Source organism: Colwellia sp. 6_MG-2023 (assembly GCF_030547765.1).
Classification (GTDB): domain Bacteria; phylum Pseudomonadota; class Gammaproteobacteria; order Enterobacterales; family Alteromonadaceae; genus Colwellia.
Map to the genome: position 1 here is coordinate 96,177 of NZ_JAUOPP010000004.1, position 19,884 is coordinate 116,060.

The 19,884-nt window shown below is 37.0% G+C and carries 15 protein-coding genes and 1 tRNA gene; 2 read left to right on the forward strand and 14 right to left on the reverse strand.

Going from position 1 to position 19,884, the window contains the following annotated elements; all coding sequences use genetic code 11:
• Nucleotide 1 precedes the first annotated feature (1 nt).
• A complete protein-coding gene (gene cueR, locus Q4503_RS04020; RefSeq protein ID WP_215972235.1) occupies nt 2-409 on the forward strand; it encodes a Cu(I)-responsive transcriptional regulator in 408 nt (135 codons plus the stop codon).
• Between the two features lie 114 nt (nt 410-523).
• On the opposite strand, the gene Q4503_RS04025 is transcribed toward cueR, so the two are convergent.
• The 14 genes from Q4503_RS04025 to Q4503_RS04090 all read right to left on the reverse strand — a co-directional run bounded on the left by Q4503_RS04025 (nt 524) and on the right by Q4503_RS04090 (nt 18,416).
• Nucleotides 524-600, reverse strand: a tRNA-Ile gene (locus Q4503_RS04025).
• 395 nt (nt 601-995) lie between these two features.
• Nucleotides 996-2,843 (reverse strand): RNA polymerase sigma factor RpoD, encoded by a 1,848-nt coding sequence (gene rpoD, locus Q4503_RS04030; RefSeq protein ID WP_215972236.1) that lies wholly within the window; start codon nt 2,841-2,843, stop codon nt 996-998.
• Nucleotides 2,844-3,057: 214 nt separating this feature from the next.
• Entirely contained in the window at nt 3,058-4,815 is a 1,758-nt protein-coding gene (gene dnaG, locus Q4503_RS04035) for a DNA primase (RefSeq protein WP_303601491.1), read from the reverse strand.
• Between the two features lie 394 nt (nt 4,816-5,209).
• Nucleotides 5,210-5,662: a 50S ribosomal protein L9 gene (gene rplI / locus Q4503_RS04040; RefSeq protein WP_303601447.1), complete on the reverse strand. Its 453-nt coding sequence runs from the start codon at nt 5,660-5,662 to the stop codon at nt 5,210-5,212.
• Between the two features lie 18 nt (nt 5,663-5,680).
• Nucleotides 5,681-5,908, reverse strand: coding sequence for a 30S ribosomal protein S18 (gene rpsR / locus Q4503_RS04045; protein ID WP_159821572.1), 228 nt, complete (start codon nt 5,906-5,908; stop codon nt 5,681-5,683).
• Nucleotides 5,909-5,958: 50 nt separating this feature from the next.
• Nucleotides 5,959-6,270: a primosomal replication protein N gene (gene priB, locus Q4503_RS04050; RefSeq protein ID WP_303601448.1), complete on the reverse strand. Its 312-nt coding sequence runs from the start codon at nt 6,268-6,270 to the stop codon at nt 5,959-5,961.
• Nucleotides 6,271-6,280: 10 nt separating this feature from the next.
• Nucleotides 6,281-6,718: a 30S ribosomal protein S6 gene (rpsF, locus tag Q4503_RS04055; protein ID WP_303601449.1), complete on the reverse strand. Its 438-nt coding sequence runs from the start codon at nt 6,716-6,718 to the stop codon at nt 6,281-6,283.
• A 179-nt stretch (nt 6,719-6,897) separates the two neighbouring features.
• A complete protein-coding gene (locus Q4503_RS04060; RefSeq protein ID WP_303601450.1) occupies nt 6,898-9,984 on the reverse strand; it encodes an efflux RND transporter permease subunit in 3,087 nt (1,028 codons plus the stop codon).
• A complete protein-coding gene (locus tag Q4503_RS04065) occupies nt 9,981-11,282 on the reverse strand; it encodes an efflux RND transporter periplasmic adaptor subunit (protein WP_215972301.1) in 1,302 nt (433 codons plus the stop codon). Before Q4503_RS04065 ends, Q4503_RS04060 begins: the two co-directional genes overlap by 4 nt.
• A gap of 38 nt (nt 11,283-11,320) precedes the next feature.
• Nucleotides 11,321-12,691 carry an efflux transporter outer membrane subunit gene (locus Q4503_RS04070; RefSeq protein WP_215972241.1) on the reverse strand — a complete coding sequence of 457 codons (1,371 nt, stop codon included), beginning with the start codon at nt 12,689-12,691 and terminating at the stop codon, nt 11,321-11,323.
• Between the two features lie 373 nt (nt 12,692-13,064).
• The gene (locus Q4503_RS04075) at nt 13,065-14,348 is read right to left on the reverse strand and encodes a DUF945 family protein (protein ID WP_303601451.1); all 1,284 of its coding nucleotides are present in this window, start codon (nt 14,346-14,348) and stop codon (nt 13,065-13,067) included.
• A 68-nt stretch (nt 14,349-14,416) separates the two neighbouring features.
• Nucleotides 14,417-15,172, reverse strand: a complete 756-nt coding sequence (rlmB, locus tag Q4503_RS04080; protein ID WP_215972243.1) for a 23S rRNA (guanosine(2251)-2'-O)-methyltransferase RlmB — start codon at nt 15,170-15,172, stop codon at nt 14,417-14,419.
• Nucleotides 15,173-15,224: 52 nt separating this feature from the next.
• A complete protein-coding gene (gene rnr / locus Q4503_RS04085; protein WP_303601452.1) occupies nt 15,225-17,654 on the reverse strand; it encodes a ribonuclease R in 2,430 nt (809 codons plus the stop codon).
• Nucleotides 17,655-17,795: 141 nt separating this feature from the next.
• Complete coding sequence (locus tag Q4503_RS04090; RefSeq protein WP_303601453.1) at nt 17,796-18,416, reverse strand: tetratricopeptide repeat protein; 621 nt, start codon at nt 18,414-18,416, stop codon at nt 17,796-17,798.
• Nucleotides 18,417-18,664: 248 nt separating this feature from the next.
• On the opposite strand from Q4503_RS04090, the gene Q4503_RS04095 reads away from it, so the two are divergent.
• Nucleotides 18,665-19,810 carry an HD-GYP domain-containing protein gene (locus Q4503_RS04095; RefSeq protein WP_215972246.1) on the forward strand — a complete coding sequence of 382 codons (1,146 nt, stop codon included), beginning with the start codon at nt 18,665-18,667 and terminating at the stop codon, nt 19,808-19,810.
• The last annotated feature ends 74 nt before the right edge of the window (nt 19,811-19,884 follow it).

The window sequence follows — 19,884 nt, forward strand, 5'->3', positions numbered from 1 at the left end:
CATGGATACACTGGTCACCATAGGTAAAGCTGCTAGCTTAACAGGCATATCGGCTAAAATGATTCGCTACTATGAAGACATCGGCGTGTTAAAAAAAGCCAGCCGTACTGAGGCCGGTTATCGATTATATAATCAAACCCAATTACAACAATTGGGTTTTATCCGACGTTCGAGAAACTTAGGGTTTTCCATGGCAGAAATTCAATCACTACTGAAATTCTGGTTAGACAGTGATAGAGAAAGTCGTCAGGTAAAACAACTCGCACAAAATCATTTACAAGATATTAATGAAAAGATCTTAGCGCTAGAGAAAATGAAAACAGTGCTGCAAGAATTAGCAGATAAGTGTGATGGTGATGATAATGCTAAATGCCCAATTCTAGAAGGTTTAGCAGAGTTTTCTTCTTAGTTAATAAGCAGAAGAATAAAGTGAGAGCAGCTAATTAGCTTAAAAAAATAACTATAATGTGAGAAAGTAATATTTATGTTAGTGGGTAATTTCACTGAAGGCATTGAGGAAAAGTGGTGGCCCCTCAGTGATTTGAACACTGGACCTACCGATTATGAGTCGGGCGCTCTAACCAACTGAGCTAAGGGGCCATATACATAAGATGTATATACTTAACTGAACAATTAAAGGTAAACAGTCCAATTAAGCGCGAGCAGTATAAGCATTTTTTATTTTAATGTCACCATCTGAATAGTAAAAAACAAATAAAATTGGTTTGATTGTTGTATTAATAGTCAAATTGCTTATTTGATTATTATTAACCTTATATTCTTTTCAATATTTATACTCATTGAATTAATATTAATTCAATCAGTTCCATTTAGCTAGAGAAGCAAGAGTTTAACAAAATCATATCATTGAATACTATTTTACTTTTACTTGGCTAACAACAGTTAAAAACAAAAAAAGAGTATGCTAGCTAGGCTAACATACTCTTTTTCTTATCATTCAAACTCAGTTATTTGATGCTAAACAGCAATACTGCTTACTCACCATCTAAGAAGCTTTTTAACTGCTCTGAGCGCGAAGGATGGCGTAATTTACGTAATGCTTTCGCTTCAATTTGACGAATACGTTCACGTGTTACATCAAACTGCTTACCAACCTCTTCTAAGGTGTGATCAGTGTTCATATCAATACCGAAACGCATTCTAAGTACTTTAGCTTCACGAGCTGTTAAACCGGCAAGTACTTCATGGGTAGCGCCTTTAAGGTTCTCTGACGTAGCAGAATCAACAGGTAATTCACCACTACCATCTTCAATAAAGTCACCTAAATGCGAATCTTCATCATCACCAATTGGCGTTTCCATTGAAATTGGCTCTTTAGCTATTTTCAATACCTTACGAATTTTATCTTCAGGCATGATCATGCGTTCAGCTAATTCTTCAGGTGTTGGCTCACGTCCCATTTCTTGTAACATTTGGCGAGAAACACGATTTAATTTGTTGATCGTTTCAATCATATGTACTGGTATACGAATTGTTCTCGCTTGGTCGGCAATTGAACGGGTAATTGCTTGACGAATCCACCAAGTTGCATAAGTTGAGAACTTATAACCACGACGGTATTCAAACTTATCAACGGCTTTCATCAAACCAATGTTACCTTCTTGGATTAAATCTAAGAATTGTAAGCCACGGTTTGTGTATTTTTTAGCAATAGAGATAACCAAACGCAAGTTGGCTTCAACCATTTCCTTCTTCGCTCGGCGTGCTTTCGCTTCACCAATTGACATACGGCGGTTGATATCTTTAATACCATGTATATTTAGGTGTGTTTCTTCTTCAATTTGATTCAGTTTGTAGATACAACGTTCAACGTCATGTTCAATATCAGAAAGCTTAGCTGAGTAGCTATGCCCTGCTGCTTTTTGTTCTTCAAACCAATCTTTTGATGTTTCATTACCTGGGAAGATTTTGATAAAAGTTGTTTTAGGCATACCCGCGCCTACAACACAGTGCTTCATGATTAAGCGCTCCTGAACACGTAATCGGTCCATGACACTACGCATGTTCTTCACTAATCTATCAAATAATTTAGGTATTAGACGGAATTCTTTAAATACTTCGGCGACGTCATCAATTGCTTCTTGCGCATCTTTGTGACCACGACCTTTTTTCTCAATAATCTTATTGGCTACTTCGTACACATCACGCAGAGCCATAAATTTTTCACGTGCTAATTCAGGATCAGGACCAGTATCTTCTTCATCCTCATCTTCATCATCAACATCACTGTCGTCTTTATCTTCATCATCTAAATCTTCTTTTGATAATTCAGATCCAACATGTGTAGCTGCTGCGGCAACTTCTTCGTCTTCGGCATCAGGGTCTAAAAAGCCGACAATAATGTCTGTTAAACGTACTTCTTCCGCTTCAAAGTTATCCCACATTTCCAATAAATAATTGATCGCAGGTGGATATTCAGAAACACTATGTTGTACTTCTTTAATACCTTCTTCGATACGCTTGGCAATAACAATTTCGCCTTTACGTGTCAGTAATTCTACTGTACCCATTTCTCGCATGTACATGCGAACAGGGTCAGTTGTACGGCCAATTTCACTTTCTACGGTTGCTAATGCCTGTGCTGCGGCTTCTGCAGCATCTTCATCGGTATTAGCTTCGCTCATCATTAACGTATCTGCATCAGGGGCATTTTCAAAAACTTGAATTCCCATGTCGTTAATCATGCTAACAATATCTTCGACTTGGTCTGAATCGATAATATCTTGTGGTAGATGATCGTTAACTTGCGCAAACGTTAAATAACCTTGCTCTTTACCTTTGGTTATTAAATCTTTCAATCTAGATTGAGGAGCTTGTTCCATTGACGAGTGTCCACCTATGTCTGGTATATATTACTGTTAAAAAACAATATTGTAAAAATGGGGTAGTAAAAATTGCACAAATAAATTAGGCGGGAGATTATAGCGAGTTTTTCACTCGATTTCCACCATTGAATTCATGTATTAAGTCTCTACTTATTTTTAAATAACAATTCAAATCAACTAAAGTATAGTTACTAAAACCCGTTATGTGTAGCTAGGCGTTAAGTATCGCTTGTAACTCTTGTCTTTCTTGTAATGTTATTTGTTTAACACGTGCTTTTTGTAATAAAAATTCAGTACGTTTTTCAACAAAATCATTCAATAGTTTTTCAATACTATCAAGAAAAACATCAGCAGCAGTTTCAGCAGTAACATGATGTTGCCAACACATTAATTTTGCTAACTGATTACCTGTTTCTGTACCTCGAAAATACTCTAATAACTGTGCCGTTTTTATTTCAGGATTTTGTTGGCATAATTTCAGTAATTGGGTCAATAACTCTATCCCAGGAACTTGTAATGGCGCTAATGCTGAAATATCTCCTAGCTCGTTTACAATATGGGGATGCTCAAGTAGTAATGCAATAGCTAATCTAACCGGTGTTGTTTTTGTAGTGCCCTGCGGTTTTTTAATTTTTTCTTGTTTGTTGATATTTTTAGCTATTTTAGCTAAAAACTGTTCACTACCTGTACCAAAATTATTTGCAATATCATTAATAATTGCATCTTTTAGTACACTATCTGGCATTTTCATTAGGTAAGGTTGAAAAGAATCAACTAACGCAGCCCTACCTTCTAATGAGTTCATTTCAACTTGACTCATTAATTGTTCAACTAAAAATTTAGATAAAGGCATCGCTTCATCTAAAATACCTTCAAATACTTTTTGTCCTTTTTTACGGATCAATGAATCAGGATCTTCACCATCGGGTACAAAAACAAATTTTAATGAAAAACCATCACGAATTAATGGTAACGCATTTTCCATCGCTCGCCATGCAGCATCACGACCTGCTCGATCCCCATCGTAGCAACAAATCACTTCTTTTACGGTACGAAATAAGGTTTGTAATTGCTCTGGTGTAGTTGATGTGCCTAATGAGGCCACAGCATAATCAACGCCATGCTGTGCTAATGCCACAACATCCATATAGCCTTCAACAACAACGAGTCGTTCAAGGTTCTTATTGGCTTGTTTCGCTTCATATAAACCATAGAGCTCTTGGCCTTTATGATAAACACGTGTTTCTGGTGAGTTTAAATATTTAGGTTTTTCATCACCTAAAACCCGACCACCAAAAGCAATTACTCGGCCGCGTTTATCACGAATAGGAAACATAATACGGCCACGAAATCTGTCATATGGACGGTTTTTATCACCCTGTATTGCCATACCTAAATCAATTAGCTGTTGATTAGCTTTACCTTGCGGAGAAAAAACCTTCATCATGCCATCCCAGGCATCACTAATATAACCAATACCAAAACGCTTAACGACTTCACCACTTAAGCCTCGGCCTTTTAAGTAGTTAATAGCGGTTTCTTTATCTGTTGCTGCTTTTAATTGTTGTTGATAAAAACGACTAATTTGATTCATTAACTCGTAATCATCTTGTTTTTGTTGATAAACTTTTTGTTGTTGACGTTGCTCGGCCGGACTCGCATTATTTTCTTCACGAACAACTTCTACACCGCAATGGCTAGCGAGTTCTTCAATAGCATCAACAAAGTCTAAACGGTCAAATTCCATTAAAAATGAAATAGCATTACCGTGTGCACCACAGCCGAAACAATGATAAAACTGCTTGTCTTGGCTTACCGTAAAGGAAGGCGATTTTTCGTTGTGAAAAGGGCAGCAGGCTTGATAATTCTTTCCCGCTTTTTTTAAAGGTACACGGCCATCAACCAATTCAACAATATCAGTACGCGCTAATAAGTCATCAATAAATTGTCGAGGGATACGTCCGAGCATACTCATAGTGCTAAATACTTTTCACTGTAAAAACTAAGAAGCGATCATTATACCCGAGATTCATCTGCCGCTGAAAATTATTTCTTTTTATCTGTCGTAATAACACGAAAAAATACCATTGGACTACAAGGTTTTTCAGGGTAAAAAAGCAGCCCATATGAAGACCATTTAATACAAAACAATATAAACAAAAACGTCGTTCCTCAGATCACTTAATACGGAATCTCATGAGGCTGGCAGCATAGCGCTTGTGGTCCTGAATCAAGTTCAGGATGAGGGAATTTTAAAAAGGGTAAGAAAAAAGACAAAAAAATACCGCAGTATCAAAGATATTGCGGTATTTAATAATGTAGTACTTGCTAGAATAAATTCTAACCTACGTTAATTTAAGCAATTAAGCTTGAGCGATAACAATCACTTTAACGCTAGTATCAACATCGTTGTGCAAGTGAATAGCGATTTCGAATTCGCCAGTTTCACGGATTGCACCTAATGGTAAACGTACTTCAGCTTTCGTAACTTCAACGCCAGCTTCTGTGATCGCATCAGCGATATCACGAGTACCGATTGAACCGAATAACTTACCTTCTTCACCTGCTTTAGATGCGATAGTTACTTCAGCCAATTCACTAAGTTTAACTGCACGAGCTTCAGCTGTTGCTAAAACTTCAGCTAACTTAGCTTCTAATTCAGCACGACGTGCTTCAAAGTGCTCGATGTTAGCATCTGATGCGAATACTGCTTTACCTTGAGGTAATAAGTAGTTACGTGCATAACCTGATTTAACAGATACCTTGTCACCAAGGCCGCCTAATTTGGCGATTTTGTCTAGAAGAATTACTTCCATAATAAACCCCTTATTAGCTTACTTGTGTAAGTCAGTGTATGGTAACAATGACAAGTAACGAGCACGTTTGATAGCGCGAGTTAGTTGACGTTGGTATTTAGCAGCAGTACCAGTGATACGGCTAGGAACAATTTTACCACTTTCAGTGATATAGTTTTTTAACGTTGCAATATCTTTATAATCTACAGATGTTGCGCCTTCCGCTGTGAAGCGACAAAACTTACGACGTCTAAAAAAACGAGACATAATATTCTCCGAATTGGTTTTATTTGAACATTAACTGTAAAAACAAAACACTAATTAATCATTTCTATATGCTGGGAATGTAATACAAGTAACGGGTTACCGTTTCTTGACTCATGACGGTTAATAAACCCCGTCACTCTTACATTATCCCCAGCAACTAATTCACGAGTTAAGTGTGATAATTCACCCGTAGCTACAACTTGTATTCTGACAAAAGCTTGTCGGTTCATACCCGCTTCATTTTGAATAGACTTGTGGTCCATTGAAAACTGGCTATGAGTAATACCTGCTGGGCTTGTTGACTGTTTTGGAGTTTTCACTACAGTGCCAGTCAACACTAGGCTATTCTCTTGCGAGAGCATCACAAATTACTTATTCTTCGCTAGCAGCTTCTTCTGTAGAAGCTTCAGCTGGTGCAGATGCTTCTTCTGTAGAAGCTTCAGTACCTTCAGCTGGCGCAGAAAAATCTTTCTTAACTTCGCGACGGTCTTCTTTAGCAGCAGCCATTGGCGATGCTTCAGTTACCGCGTCTTTAGTACGCATAATCATGTTACGAATAACAACATCGTTATAACGGAAAGCTGTTTCTAGTTCATCAATAACTGACTGTGGCGCTTCAATGTTCATAAGAACATAGTGTGCTTTGTGTAATTTATTGATTGGGTATGCTAATTGGCGACGGCCCCAGTCTTCTAGACGGTTAACTTTACCTTCAGCAGCGTTGATCAAGTCTGTGTAGCGCTGGATCATACCAGGCACTTGTTCACTCTGATCAGGGTGAACCATAAATACGATTTCGTAATGACGCATTACGAGCTCCTTATGGGTTGTAGCCTCATTTTCTGGCTCAGCCAAACACCAGTTGAGGCAAGGAACAAAAAGTTCAGGCTGAATTAAGGATGCGTAGTGTAGAGAAAACAAGCATTTAAAGCAAGTAAAAATACGACTTAATCTTTCTACTTAACATCCTAACGACATTTCAACAGAAGCTATTGATTCCTATAGTTTTTAAGGCGCTCAACCAACATATAGTTCACCGGTATTAATAATAATGTGATAAAAGTAGCGAATAAAATGCCAAAACCTAATGAAACCGCCATTGGAATTAAAAATTGTGCTTGTGTTGATTTCTCAAAAAGCAGCGGCATCAAACCTATGAAAGTCGTTAAACTGGTTAGCATTACCGGTCTAAAACGTGATGCACCAGCCATTAAAACTGCACTCATTAAATCATTTGTTTCTTCGCGCTTTTTATTAATGAAATCTACCAATACTAATGAGTCATTAACAACAACACCAACTAAAGCGAGTAAGCCTAATAAGCTCATAATGCTTAGATCCATGCCCATAATCCAATGCCCTACTACCGCACCAATCATGCCAAATGGGATAATACTCATGACAATTAAAGGCTGTAAATAGGATTTAAATGGAATAGCCAACAACACATAAATAATGAAAAACACAAAAACAAGTGCCCACCCTAAAGAGCTAAAAGATTCTCGCTGCTCTTTTGCTTCACCTTCTAATGAATGCTTAACACCTGGGTATTGGCTAATAAGCTCATCTAAATAAGTTTTTAAATCGGCTTGCAGCACAGTCATATTGGTATTTGTTTTTTCAACATCAGCCGTAACATTAACGGTTCGATATAAGTCAATACGGTTAATTGTTGACGGACTTTGTCCGGGAATTAAGGTCGCAACATGCGATAATGGTACATTGCCCCCCTGCGGAGTCTTGATTAATATATTTTCTAAGTTTGCAATTGTGCTACGTTCTTCTGCTGGTAAACGCACCATAACTCGAACATCGTCACGACCACGCTGTATACGTTGCACTTCTGCGCCAAAAAAGGCGCTACGCACTTGCTGTGAAATAGCAACACGCGTTAGACCAACCGCTTTTCCTTGCTTCGTTAGCTCTATACGTAACTCTTCTTTACCGTCAGACAAACTATCTTCAATTTCAAACACGGTAGGGTAAGTGCCTAAACGAGTTTTAACTTTATCGGCAACTTCTTGCAATGTTACTAGTGAACTTCCCGTTAATTGTACATCGATTGGACTAGATGAACGACCGGTTTCCGCTCTAAAAGTAAGACTTTCTGCCCCCGGAATTACCCCAATAAGTTCTCGCCACTCTTTAACCAATTCACTCGAGGTAATATCGGAATCTCTTTCTTCTGGAGGTGTAATTTCAAAACGCACACTTCCTGCATTAGAGACACTTCCACGGCCTCCGGTTGTCGCTAATATATTGAGAATAACACTTTTACCAGTTTCTTCGTCGCGGTACTTATCTTGTAAGTCTTCAGCTTTATCAGCAATATCAATAACAAACTTATTGGTCACATCAAAAGGAGTTCCAACCGGAAGCGTTAAATTCATACGAACAGTTTCACTTGGAATGCGTGGAAAGAATATAAATTTAGTCCAGCCACTCATAACCAAAGCAAGAATAATAAAAAACACACCTACAAATAAGCTTAATGTGGTTAACTTATACCTTAATGCAACGGCTAATATTGGTTGATAATAACGTAATATAACCCGCTCAAAACCATCAGCAAAACCACGCTGAAAACGTTCAAATCTACCTGGTTCAGCTTGCTCATGACGTAATTTGATTCCCTTTAAATGTGAAGGTAAAACAAACTTTGATTCAATTAATGAAAAAATTAGTACTGGAATAACCACCACTGGAATTTGAGCAAAGATAGGCCCTCGATTCCCTTCAATAAAAGCAAGAGGTAGAAAGGCAGCAACCGTTGTTAATATACCAAAAGTAACCGGTGTGGCGACCTCTTGTGTTCCGCGAATAGCTGCTTCAGTTCCTGATGAGGAGGTTTGCAGGTGGGTATAGATATTCTCCCCTGTCACAATGGCATCATCTACCACAATCCCCAATACTAAAATAAAGGCAAATAAGCTCATAATATTTAGGGTTATGCCCATAAACGGCATAACAATAAAGGCGCCCATAAAGGACACTGGAATACCCACACATACCCAAATAGCAATAGAAGGTCGTAAAAATAACGACAACAACGCAAAAACTAAAATTAACCCCTGCATTGCGTTTGTTGTTAACGTTGAAATACGTGCTTTTACAATTTCAGAATTATCATCCCAATAACTTAATTCATATCCATAAGGGAGGTTTTCTTGACGACTTTCTATGTAATTTTTAATTTTATCAGCAACATCTGTCGCGCTTTGTTGACCAATACGGTAGACATCAATAAAAGCGGCACGTTTACCATTAAAACGTGTTCTGACAGGCGTTTCTTCAAAATCATCTTTAATGGTAGCAATATCATTAAGTGTTAACATTGAGCCGTCACTGTTCGTTTTAATGACTATACGAGCATATTCATCTTTTCGGTAGGCTTGCCCTTTAGAGCGAATAAGAATATCACCACCTTTAGTTTTTATATTTCCTGCAGATATATCGCTACTTGAGTTACTAACAGCCGAAGAAACGTCACTTAAACTCAAATTGTATTGACGTAACTTGTCTTGTGCTATCTCTATTGCTATTTCGTAATCTCTAACACCACTCAACTCAAGTTGAGTAACGCCAGAAATTTGTAATAAATCATCACGGATTTTCTCAGCAAATTCTTTTATTTCTTTCTCACCATAAATACTAGCAATAGTGACAGAAATAACTTCTCTTTTTCGCTCAGCTAAGGAAACTATCGGTTTTTCAGCATCTACAGGAAAAGTATTAATTGCATCAACCCGTGCTTTAATATCTGCTAGCATCTCTCTTGCGTCATAGGCTGAGTCAATTTCAACGGTGACAGATGACGAACCTTCGGAAGAACGACTAGTAATTCGCTCAATACCTTCTAAATCTTGTACAGCTTCTTCAATACGAATCGCAACACCTTGCTCGGCATCTTCAGGGGTTGAGCCACGAAGCGAAACACTAATTGAAATTTGATCCATTGCAAAAGTAGGAAAGACTTCAAGGGGTATTTTGGCTGACAAACTAAATAAACCAAGAAATAAAATGGTTACCATTAATAAATTAGCGGCAACGTGGTTACGAGCAAACCAAGCTATCATTGTTTGCCCTCCTTATTTCTGTTCTTTTTATCACGAGGTTTTCTGTCTTCAGTACCTCGGTTAGCATTTCTCTTTTGTTTATTTACCCCCTTTCTCTTTGGTGGTGTTGCGCCAGCAATTTCAACAGGAGTTCCAGAGCTAACCTGTCCAAGCGGTGTTAACACCAGCACATCTCCCGCAGACAAACCTGATTCAATAATTGCATCTTCATCATTTTGCCAACGAATGGTAATTTCTTTTCTTTGTAATACTGTTTTATCATTTATATTTTCGGCAATATAAACATAACTGCCTTGGTAAATTGAGCTATTAGGAATAACTAACGCTTGCTCTATTGTTTTACCAGCAATCTCGGCATTAACATACTGGCCAATTTTGATAGGCGCTACTTCACTTTTATTATCAACGCCATATGGATCGTCAATCTGTGCGACAATATAAAGCTGCTGAGAGTTGTCATCAATAGCACCTTCGGTGCGAACAATTTCTCCTTGCCAATACTGCTTCCCAATTAAGTCTGACGTAATGCTAACACTAGGGCCTTGTTGTTTATTATTAGAAGAGCGATATTCTTCAGGCAAATCAATAAAACTAAGATCTTTGTTATTAATAGGCAATCTTATTTCTACATAATCAATAGCATAAATATCTGCTAGCTCAGTATTGCTAGTAACAACACGCCCTAAATCAACCTGTTTTTTTAATACGCGTCCTGCAAATGGAGCCACTATTTTAGTACGCTCTAATAATAGTTCTGCTTTTTCTAAATTAGCTTGAGCCGATAATACTTCAGCTTGTGCAGCAGCTAATTGTGGCTCACGTAAAACTAGCGTGTTCGGTTGTGCGCCGTTACCTAAACGTTCCCAGTCAATCAACGCTTGTTTTGCTCTCGCCTCTTCTTCTAGTAACGCTTGTTTTGCTGACAATAGGCTTGATTGGGTGATTTTTACTTCCGCACGGTGATCTCTATCATCAAGCTGTACGAGCACATCTCCTTTTTCAAAAAAACCACCATCCCTAAACTGTTGACTAATTTCATTTATTTCACCCGAGACCTGAGCGACGAGTACACTGCTCGTTCTGGGCTGTACTGTACCAAAACTATTAACAACAACAGAGTATTGTTGTGGCTTTAACGCTATTGTTTCAACGCTAATTTTAGCGACAGGACCACCTTTACCTCGATTAGTTTCTGGCGGATTATCCATAATCATTTGATAAAGGAAATAGGTAGCTACAATAATCACTACAGGAATAATTATTTTTTTAATTGTTGATTGCTTATTTTGCTTATTCATTGATTGACTTGTTGATTCGTTACTTAGTTTAGTCATGCCTATTTTTCCTGCTCTTGTGCTTCTGTCGAAGGTGCTTGCGCAAAATTACCACCAAGGGCAACATGAAGATTTATTCGATTAGCAATTAATTGATTTTTAAGTTGAATTACCGCACTTTGGGCATCGTAAGATCGACTCTGTGCATCAAGCACAGTAATATATTCCACTAAACCACTTTGATACTGTTCAAAAGATAATCGCTGTGCTGCAATCGCATTTTCTTGTGCTTTAATCATCATTTGGTAGCGTTCTTTTAAGCTCGCCTCATAGGTTATTGCATTTTCAACATCTGCAAACGCATCATATAAAGTTGATAAATATTCTTGCTCTGTTTGCTTTAAATCTAAACGGGTTTTCTCTTCATTAGCTTCCAACCTGCCAGCATTAAACAATGGCATAGCTAAGTTACCAAGCAATGACCATCCCAAAGAAGAGGTGGATAACAAATCAGAAATATTCGTTTGATTATCAGATAATGAGGCTGTAAGGCTAATACTTGGAAAGCGTTGTTTGTGCGCATAAGCTAACGCAGAATCTTTAGCAAGTAACTGGTACCAGCTAGCGACTAATTCTGGCTTTCTTGAGACTAAATCACTTGGTAAACCAACAGGAACATCTGAATCAAGCGAAGGTAATTCAGCATCAACAAACAATGCACCTTCAGGATACTGCCCTAACAACTGTTCTAATTTACGTATAGCGAGTGTTTGTTGAGTTCGCTGCTCTGATGTTCTAGAGAGTTCACTATTCACCTCATTTCGCGTTAAATAAACGTCTAATGCGCTGTTTAGTCCTTGTTGATAACCAGATTCAATAATCAATAGATTCTGCTGAATATCCTGACTACGTTGCTGATAAAGTGCTAATAATTTATTGGCTTCTATTACCGAAAACCATGCAGTAATAACATCGGCAACCAGCTGTTGTTTAGCTTGTTCAAATATTGCCTTTTGAGCCATTAATTCTAAATTAGCTTGTCGATTAGCTGCGGATAGTTTTCCCCAAAGATCAAGTTCATACTGTAAATCCAGATCTAAAGAGGCACTTGTATTATAAGTGCTTGTACTATCATCTGATACAGACTTACTGCGACTATTTTTTAATGACAAATCTAATGAGGGCCAGAGTTCACTGCCCGCTATAATCAAATCTTGCTCAAGAATAGCGATGGCCAATGCCTGCTGCTTTAATTGAAAGTTGTTATTTATTGCAATATCAACAAGCTGATGTACTTGCTCATTTTGTAATTGTTCAAACCAATTATCTGCTACGTCGGTTGTTAATAAATTAGCCGACCATTGCGCAGGAGCATTGGATTGACGAAGCTCTTCATCTACATGGTAAGTAGCACTACACGAAAATAGCATCATACTCATTATTGAGATGTATAGAGGTTTTAGACGGTAACCCATAAACAAAAATCTTAATATTATTAATTATTTTTCTATTCTAATTCAATTATGCTATGAGTTTCTATCTACTTTACATAACATTACACAACGTTGTTATCTTAGTTATACCTCTCTACAACCTATTGCACCAAATTGGCATTGGAGTGAATTATTCCAGTTAAATTAATGAATAACGCTAAAGTTTGCCATAAAAAAACCATTACCGCTTAATGCCAGTAATGGTTTTAGAGAAAGCTATTGAGCACAGCGAGTAATAATAAGCTTAGCTATATTAGGATAACTTGATGAACGTTAGCTAAGGTTGATTGACTAACTTTTCATATAGCCATGATTACATAGGAATAACTCTATCGTTAATTTTTAAACTCCCTTGTGCAAAGTTGACAATAAAACTCAGCTCATCTTCTTTTAACACAACGTAGCCTTCTTCTATATACAAATCAACCATAGGAGCAACCCCTAGCTCATCAAAAAATGGCATAGGCGCTTTACCTTTAGCATCGACTTTTATCGCCGGTATAATCGACATGATATTTGTAGTATCAAACAAATTTTCATCGATACTAATGTGCATAGACGATGCAATATCACCTTGTTGAGTTTTCACACTAAAATCTTCAACTTCAATAACAGGTTTATCAACTAATAATTTGTCAATTAATGTCGTCAGCCTTTGCATGACATCAGGAGTAAACATGCCAGCACCATCAACAGATATTTCAGCCAAAATAGTGTTAATTTCTTGCATAGCAATAATATTTAAATCGCTAACAAGTAAGGTTAAATTTGCATCTTCTAATTTTTGACCTTCAAATTCTACTTTACCAGCCCTATATTTCATGGTTACTGTCATTAAATCATCGTTTAATGCTGATACCGCGTTAATAAGTATGTCATCAAGTGAAAACACCGCATTATTATCGGTATCTTTCGCAGCAATTGAGTCCAATGAAAAGTCGAATTTACCAGTAGAAATCGCTGTACCTTGGAAATAATCACCTGTAATCAGTGTTTGATCGAGTGAAAATTGAAGCTTACCTAAGGTAAAGCTTTCGTCACTGGTTTTTGCTGTTAAGCCTGACCAGTTAAAATCACCATAAAGTCGTTTACTATCTTCTAAAGTAAAATGTCCAAACGCTTTGGCTGAGGTCACTTTATTACCATCAATTTCTTTGGATACTTCATCAACAACAATGTTAGCAACGACATCTTTAGAAAACGTTAATAAACCACTAAAATGAATTTTATCATTGATAAACGTTTCAATTTCTTCGTCTATTAATAACTCTTTAAAATTAATGCTTGCTTGTGAATAACTTAACGCAAACTCGACTCCTTCATCAGTAAAAATTACTGGGCCAAATGCTAAGTTTTCTTCAACAATAAAACTGATATTTTCTAAGCCTTCATCTTGCAAAGAAATTGTTATTTCAGTTTCAGCTTTTCCAGTAAACCATGATCGGGTAATGCTTGTTGAATTAACAGTAATAGCCTGATTGTCGTTGAGCTTATTAACTACTGATTGATGCTCAGATTCTACGACACTACCAATAAATTTTGGCGAAATTAAGCCAGCAATGATCAGTAATAAAATAATAATAAAGAGTTTTTTCATATAATTAATCCTTGGAGCTATTCCGTTAGATTCAATAAATTGAGTTAAATTTCAAAAAGAGATAATTTTTAAGATGAACGTTGTCTAACCATTTCAAATAAACAAATACCTGTAGCAACAGATACATTTAAACTTGAAACACTACCAGCCATTGGCAGCTTGACTAACTGATCGCAGTTCTCGCGCGTTAATCTACGCATACCTTTACCTTCAGCGCCCATAACAAGTGCCATAGGACCCGATAATTTCACATCATAAAGACAAGTGTCAGTTTCACCAGCGGTACCAACTATCCATATCCCCATTTGCTGTAAATGTTTCATCGTGCGAGATAAGTTTGTGACTTGAATTAAAGGCACGGTCTCTGCTGCGCCTACAGCAACTTTACGTACTGTAGAGGTTATTTTAGCGGCGTTATCTTTAGGAACAACAATTGCTTGCACACCTGCAGCATCAGCATTTCGTAAACAAGCGCCTAAGTTATGAGGATCAGTTACACCATCTAAAATGAGTAAAAATGGTGGTATCTCACGCTTTTCTGTGGCGCTAATAATATCATCTAAATCATTTTCAGTGAGTACTTTACCCGGTTTTACACGAGCAATAACACCTTGATGTTGTTCACCAACGCTTTTCTCGTCTAGCACACGCCTTTGAACCAATTGCGTGGCAATACCATATTTACGTGCTAAATTGGTGATAGGCAGCAGACGCTCATCATCACGCCCTTTTAATAACCACATTTCAATAAAGCGCTCTGGTGCATGCTTTAACAATGCATTCACTGCATGAATACCAAATACTATTTCTTCATTCTTTGCCATTTCTTTACCTTAATTTCATTTAGCTGTCGCTTAATAGACAGCTTAATGGTATTTATTTCTTTACTGCGTTCTTACGAGCATTTTTACCTGGACGTTTTTTACGCTCGCTGCGCTTTTTAGCTTTGGACTTAACTTTCGATTTAACTTTCGTGTCAGTTGAAGGTTTTTTGGTGCTTTTAGCACTAGGTTTACGCTTACCTTTAGCTTTTAGCGCACCTTTTTTTACTGCGCTACTACCTTCCATAGCAAGATCGATTTTCTTTTCATCTAAATTTACTGCTGCCACTTGTACTGTAACTACATCACCAACACGGTATTTAACACCTGATTTTTCACCAGTTAAGCACATGCGTACATCATCATAATGATAGTAGTCTTGACCTAAAGAGGTGATATGAACTAAACCTTCAATATGTAATTCATGTAAACGAACAAACATACCAAAATTAGTTACCGTGCTAATTACACCATTAAAACTATCACCAACATGATCTTGCATAAACTCACATTTAAGCCAATCACTTACGTCACGTGTTGCTTCATCAGCTCTACGTTCAGTCATAGAGCAATGTTCACCTAGCTCAATAACTTCTGCAAGCTTATAATCATAAGCGCCTGCATTAGCTTCTTTTGTTGCTTGATCTTGTGCTTCTTTAAGTAAAATGCTTTTAATTACTCTGTGCACAACTAAGTCAGGGTAACGCCTAATAGGTGAAGTAAAATGACTATAAGACGCTAAAGCTAAACCAAAATGACCTAAATTATCACTCTGATAAACTGCTTGTCTCATTGAGCGAAGTAACATGGTTTGAATGAGCTCTTGATCAGGTCGTTCTGCAACTTTAGTCAAAATATCACAATAGTCTCTTGGTTCAGGTTGATCTCTTTTAGGTATAGTAATGCCGAGTTCAGATAAATAACTGACAAAATTATTATATTTCTCTTCACTCGGTTTATCATGTACTCGAAATAAGCCCGGTTTATTATGTTTTTCAATAAATTTAGCCGTAGAAACATTGGCTAAAATCATACATTCTTCAATAATTTTATGCGCATCGTTGCGAATAAGTGGTACAACACTTTCAATTTTTTTATCTTTATTAAACAGAAATAATGACTCTTCTGTTTCAAAAGCAATGGCACCACGTTTAGTGCGCGCATCACTTAATGCTAAGTACATACTTTTTAAATTTTCTAAATCCGGTACCAATGCAGAATACTGTTCTCGAAGGTCTCGGCCTTCCATTGCTTCTACATCGTCATTATCTTTGGCATCAAGTATTGCGGCAACTTTACTGTAAGTAAAACGTGCATGTGAACGCATGACTGCAGGATAAAATTGGCTATCTGAAAGCTCACCATCACTACTTACGGTCATTTCACAGACCATGCAAAGTCGATCAACGTCTGGGTTTAAAGAACACAAACCATTTGATAATTTTTCCGGTAGCATAGGAATAACTTGGCTAGGAAAGTATACTGAATTACCACGCGAAATAGCTTCATCATCTAACGCACTGCCATGGCGAACATAATAACTAACATCAGCTATAGCAACCCATAAACGCCAACCACCAGATTTTTCAGGTTGACAATAAACAGCATCATCGAAATCTCGTGCATCTTCACCATCGATAGTAACCAGTGGTAATTCTCGTAAATCTTTACGCGGTAATTTCGCTGACTCTTCAACTTCATCAGCAATGGTAGCGACTTCAGCTTCTACTGTATGAGAAAATTGATGGGGTAAATCATGGGCGCGTAACGCTATTTCTATTTCCATACCAGGCGCCATATGGTCACCTAAAACTTCAATAACATTACCAATCGCTTTTGAGCGTTTTGTCGGCCTTTGTGCTAATTCAACTACTACCATTTGACCATGACGAGCCCCTAACCGGGCTTTTGGATCAATTAATATTTCTTGTTTTATCTTGCTATCTTCAGGCACAACACTGCAAATATGCTGCTGAACATTAAAACGACCTACAATTGGTGCTTTTCTAGGTTCAATAACATCTAGAATTTTAACTTCTTTCTTACCTTTTCTATCAGTACGGTCAACCAATATAGCTTGAACAATATCACCGTGAAATACTCGTTGCATTTCATAAGACGAAATATAAAAGTCTTTGCCACGCTTGTCTGGTGACGTTGATTTTAGATCTGCATCATCGACGACAAGGAAACCGAAACCATCACGATGGCTTAACACCTGCCCTGTTAACAAGCTATTTTTTGCCGGAATAGCGTACTGTTTAAACTTATTAAAAATTAACTGTCCGCTATTTTCCATTGCTCGAAGTCGTCGCTTCAAACCTACCAGCAGATGATCTTCTTGGTAATTTAATGTTTTAGCTAAGGTATTAAAGGTAGGTGGCGGTGAGCATTTTTCAATGATAGATAATAGCAGCTCACGTGAAGCCACTGGCTTTTCGTATTTTTTTGCTTCACGTTTAGCATGGGGATCGTTTAGGGTCACAATAATGGATTACTTGTTATAAATAGAATAGAAATTAATTGTAGGTGAGTATACCATAAACTTTACAATCACAAGATAGAAAGTAAAAAGTTGATGTAACTAGGTGTTTTTAATTTTTTAAGTTCACCTAAAATATTATTGCTAATTTGTGTAGTCAGCTTTTTTGGCAGCATTAACTACCTTATCAGGCATTTTCGTCGCTAATTGTTTTTTTAGTTGGGTTATTTTCTTATAAACAGCTTTATCGTCAGTAATTGCATGGTGAAGTTGAGAATATAATTCAGGGTAATCTAATGAGCTACCATAACCTTGGTTGTAGATACCAGCTAAACGCATTTGAGCAGCAAGATTATTCATAGAAGCGGCTGCTTTTAGAAAACTAATTGCTTGATCGATATCCTTCTGCATAAATCTTCCGATATGATAATAGCGCCCCATTTGTTCAAGACCTTCAATTAAACCTTGATTTGCAGCTAAACGCATAAAATGTAGACCTAACTCAATATCTTTTTTTACGCATACACCATAAGCTAGCATATCCCCCCACAAAAACTGATAAGAAGGCATTTTAGATATTACCGCTCTTGCTTCAATGTCTTGCACTAATTGACACTCATCTAAAACCACTTGCCCTAAATGTTTATTTTCTTTAATAAGATCTAACAGTTGATCATCAGTATAAATTTGTACAGCTGTTAAATTTTCTCCGTGTGCCAGCGGTGTTAAAAAGCACATAAAAATAAAAAGAAGAAGTACACGCATATTATAATCCTAAAATAGTAGGCAAGAAACACTCACCTTAAAGTTATCGGCAAGAGACGACAAAACTAAATAGTTATTTGCATAAGAATTAACAATTAAAATAGCAGATAACGTTCATTAATTTAACTTTTAACACGTTTGGGTATTAATTTATAACAACATATGAATTGTGAAATAGTAAAAAACTAGCTAGTATCAGAAAAAGAATAAAAAACCTTCTTTAGTGTAATGAATTGGCTTAGAACTAAATGATTATAGAAATACAACTTAGTGAGTTAAATGTTGGTCACTTTGTCACGGATATTGCCAAGCAAAATGGAACATTTACATTAAGCGCGCCTGGACATATAAAAAGCATTAATGTAATTAATAATTTAAGAAGTAAACAGGTTATATCTGTATTTATCGATGATAGCAAAACCCTGCCTCCTCCCAGCAAAACTAGGGCTGAAATCAGCGCAGAAGCAAAACAAGCTGTCGAAATATTTAATGAGTCGAAAGACATTCAAAAAAAACTATTTGCTGCGGCCTTAAATGGTACAACAGTTGATTTACAATCAGTTGTTGATGTTACTAATAAGTCGGTCGATGCCATTTTCAATAGTCCAGACTCTTTAGCCTGCATGGTAAATATTCGCGAAAAAGACGAATACTTACTAGAGCACTCTGTTGCCGTCTCGGTTTACATGACTATTTTTGCTCACCACTTAAAAATGAATAAAAAAGTTGTCCATCATCTTAGCATTGGCGCTTTTTTACATGATATTGGTAAAATAAAAATTCCTGACGAAATATTAAATAAGCCAGGTAAGTTAACTGATGAAGAGTTTACTATCATGAAAACACATGCCAACCACTCTATTGACATCATCAAGAAAACCCCAGGCATTAGTAAACTAAGTTTAGACGTTGCAGCGTTACACCATGAGAAATTAAATGGTGAAGGTTACCCATTTCAAGTTGAGGGCAAAAATATTCACAAATATGGCCGCATGATTGCAATTTGCGACATCTTTGATGCATTAACCGCAAACCGTTGCTATAAAGATGGTTTCTCCCACATCAAATCATTCAATATTTTGCGTGAACTGGCTAAAAACAATCATCTTGATGGTGAGTTAGTCGAACAATTTATTCGATGTATTGGTGTGTTCCCTACGGGAACACTTGTACAATTAGAATCTAAAAAGCTTGCTGTAGTCGAGCAACGTAATTGCAATGATTTAACAAAACCTAAAGTAAAATCTTTCTATAGTGTAAAGTTAAATCAATACCTGAATACCCAAGATATTGACTTAGCAAAAACGGATGATTTCATTGTTAAAGGCGTCAGGGCTGAGGACTTTGATCTTGATATGAACACTATAATTACCATGCTATTAATGGAAGGTTGATTTTTATAGTCTATCAAGCTTAAAATCAATACGCTTAACTGAAAAGTTAAACGTAATTAAAAAGTTAATATGCA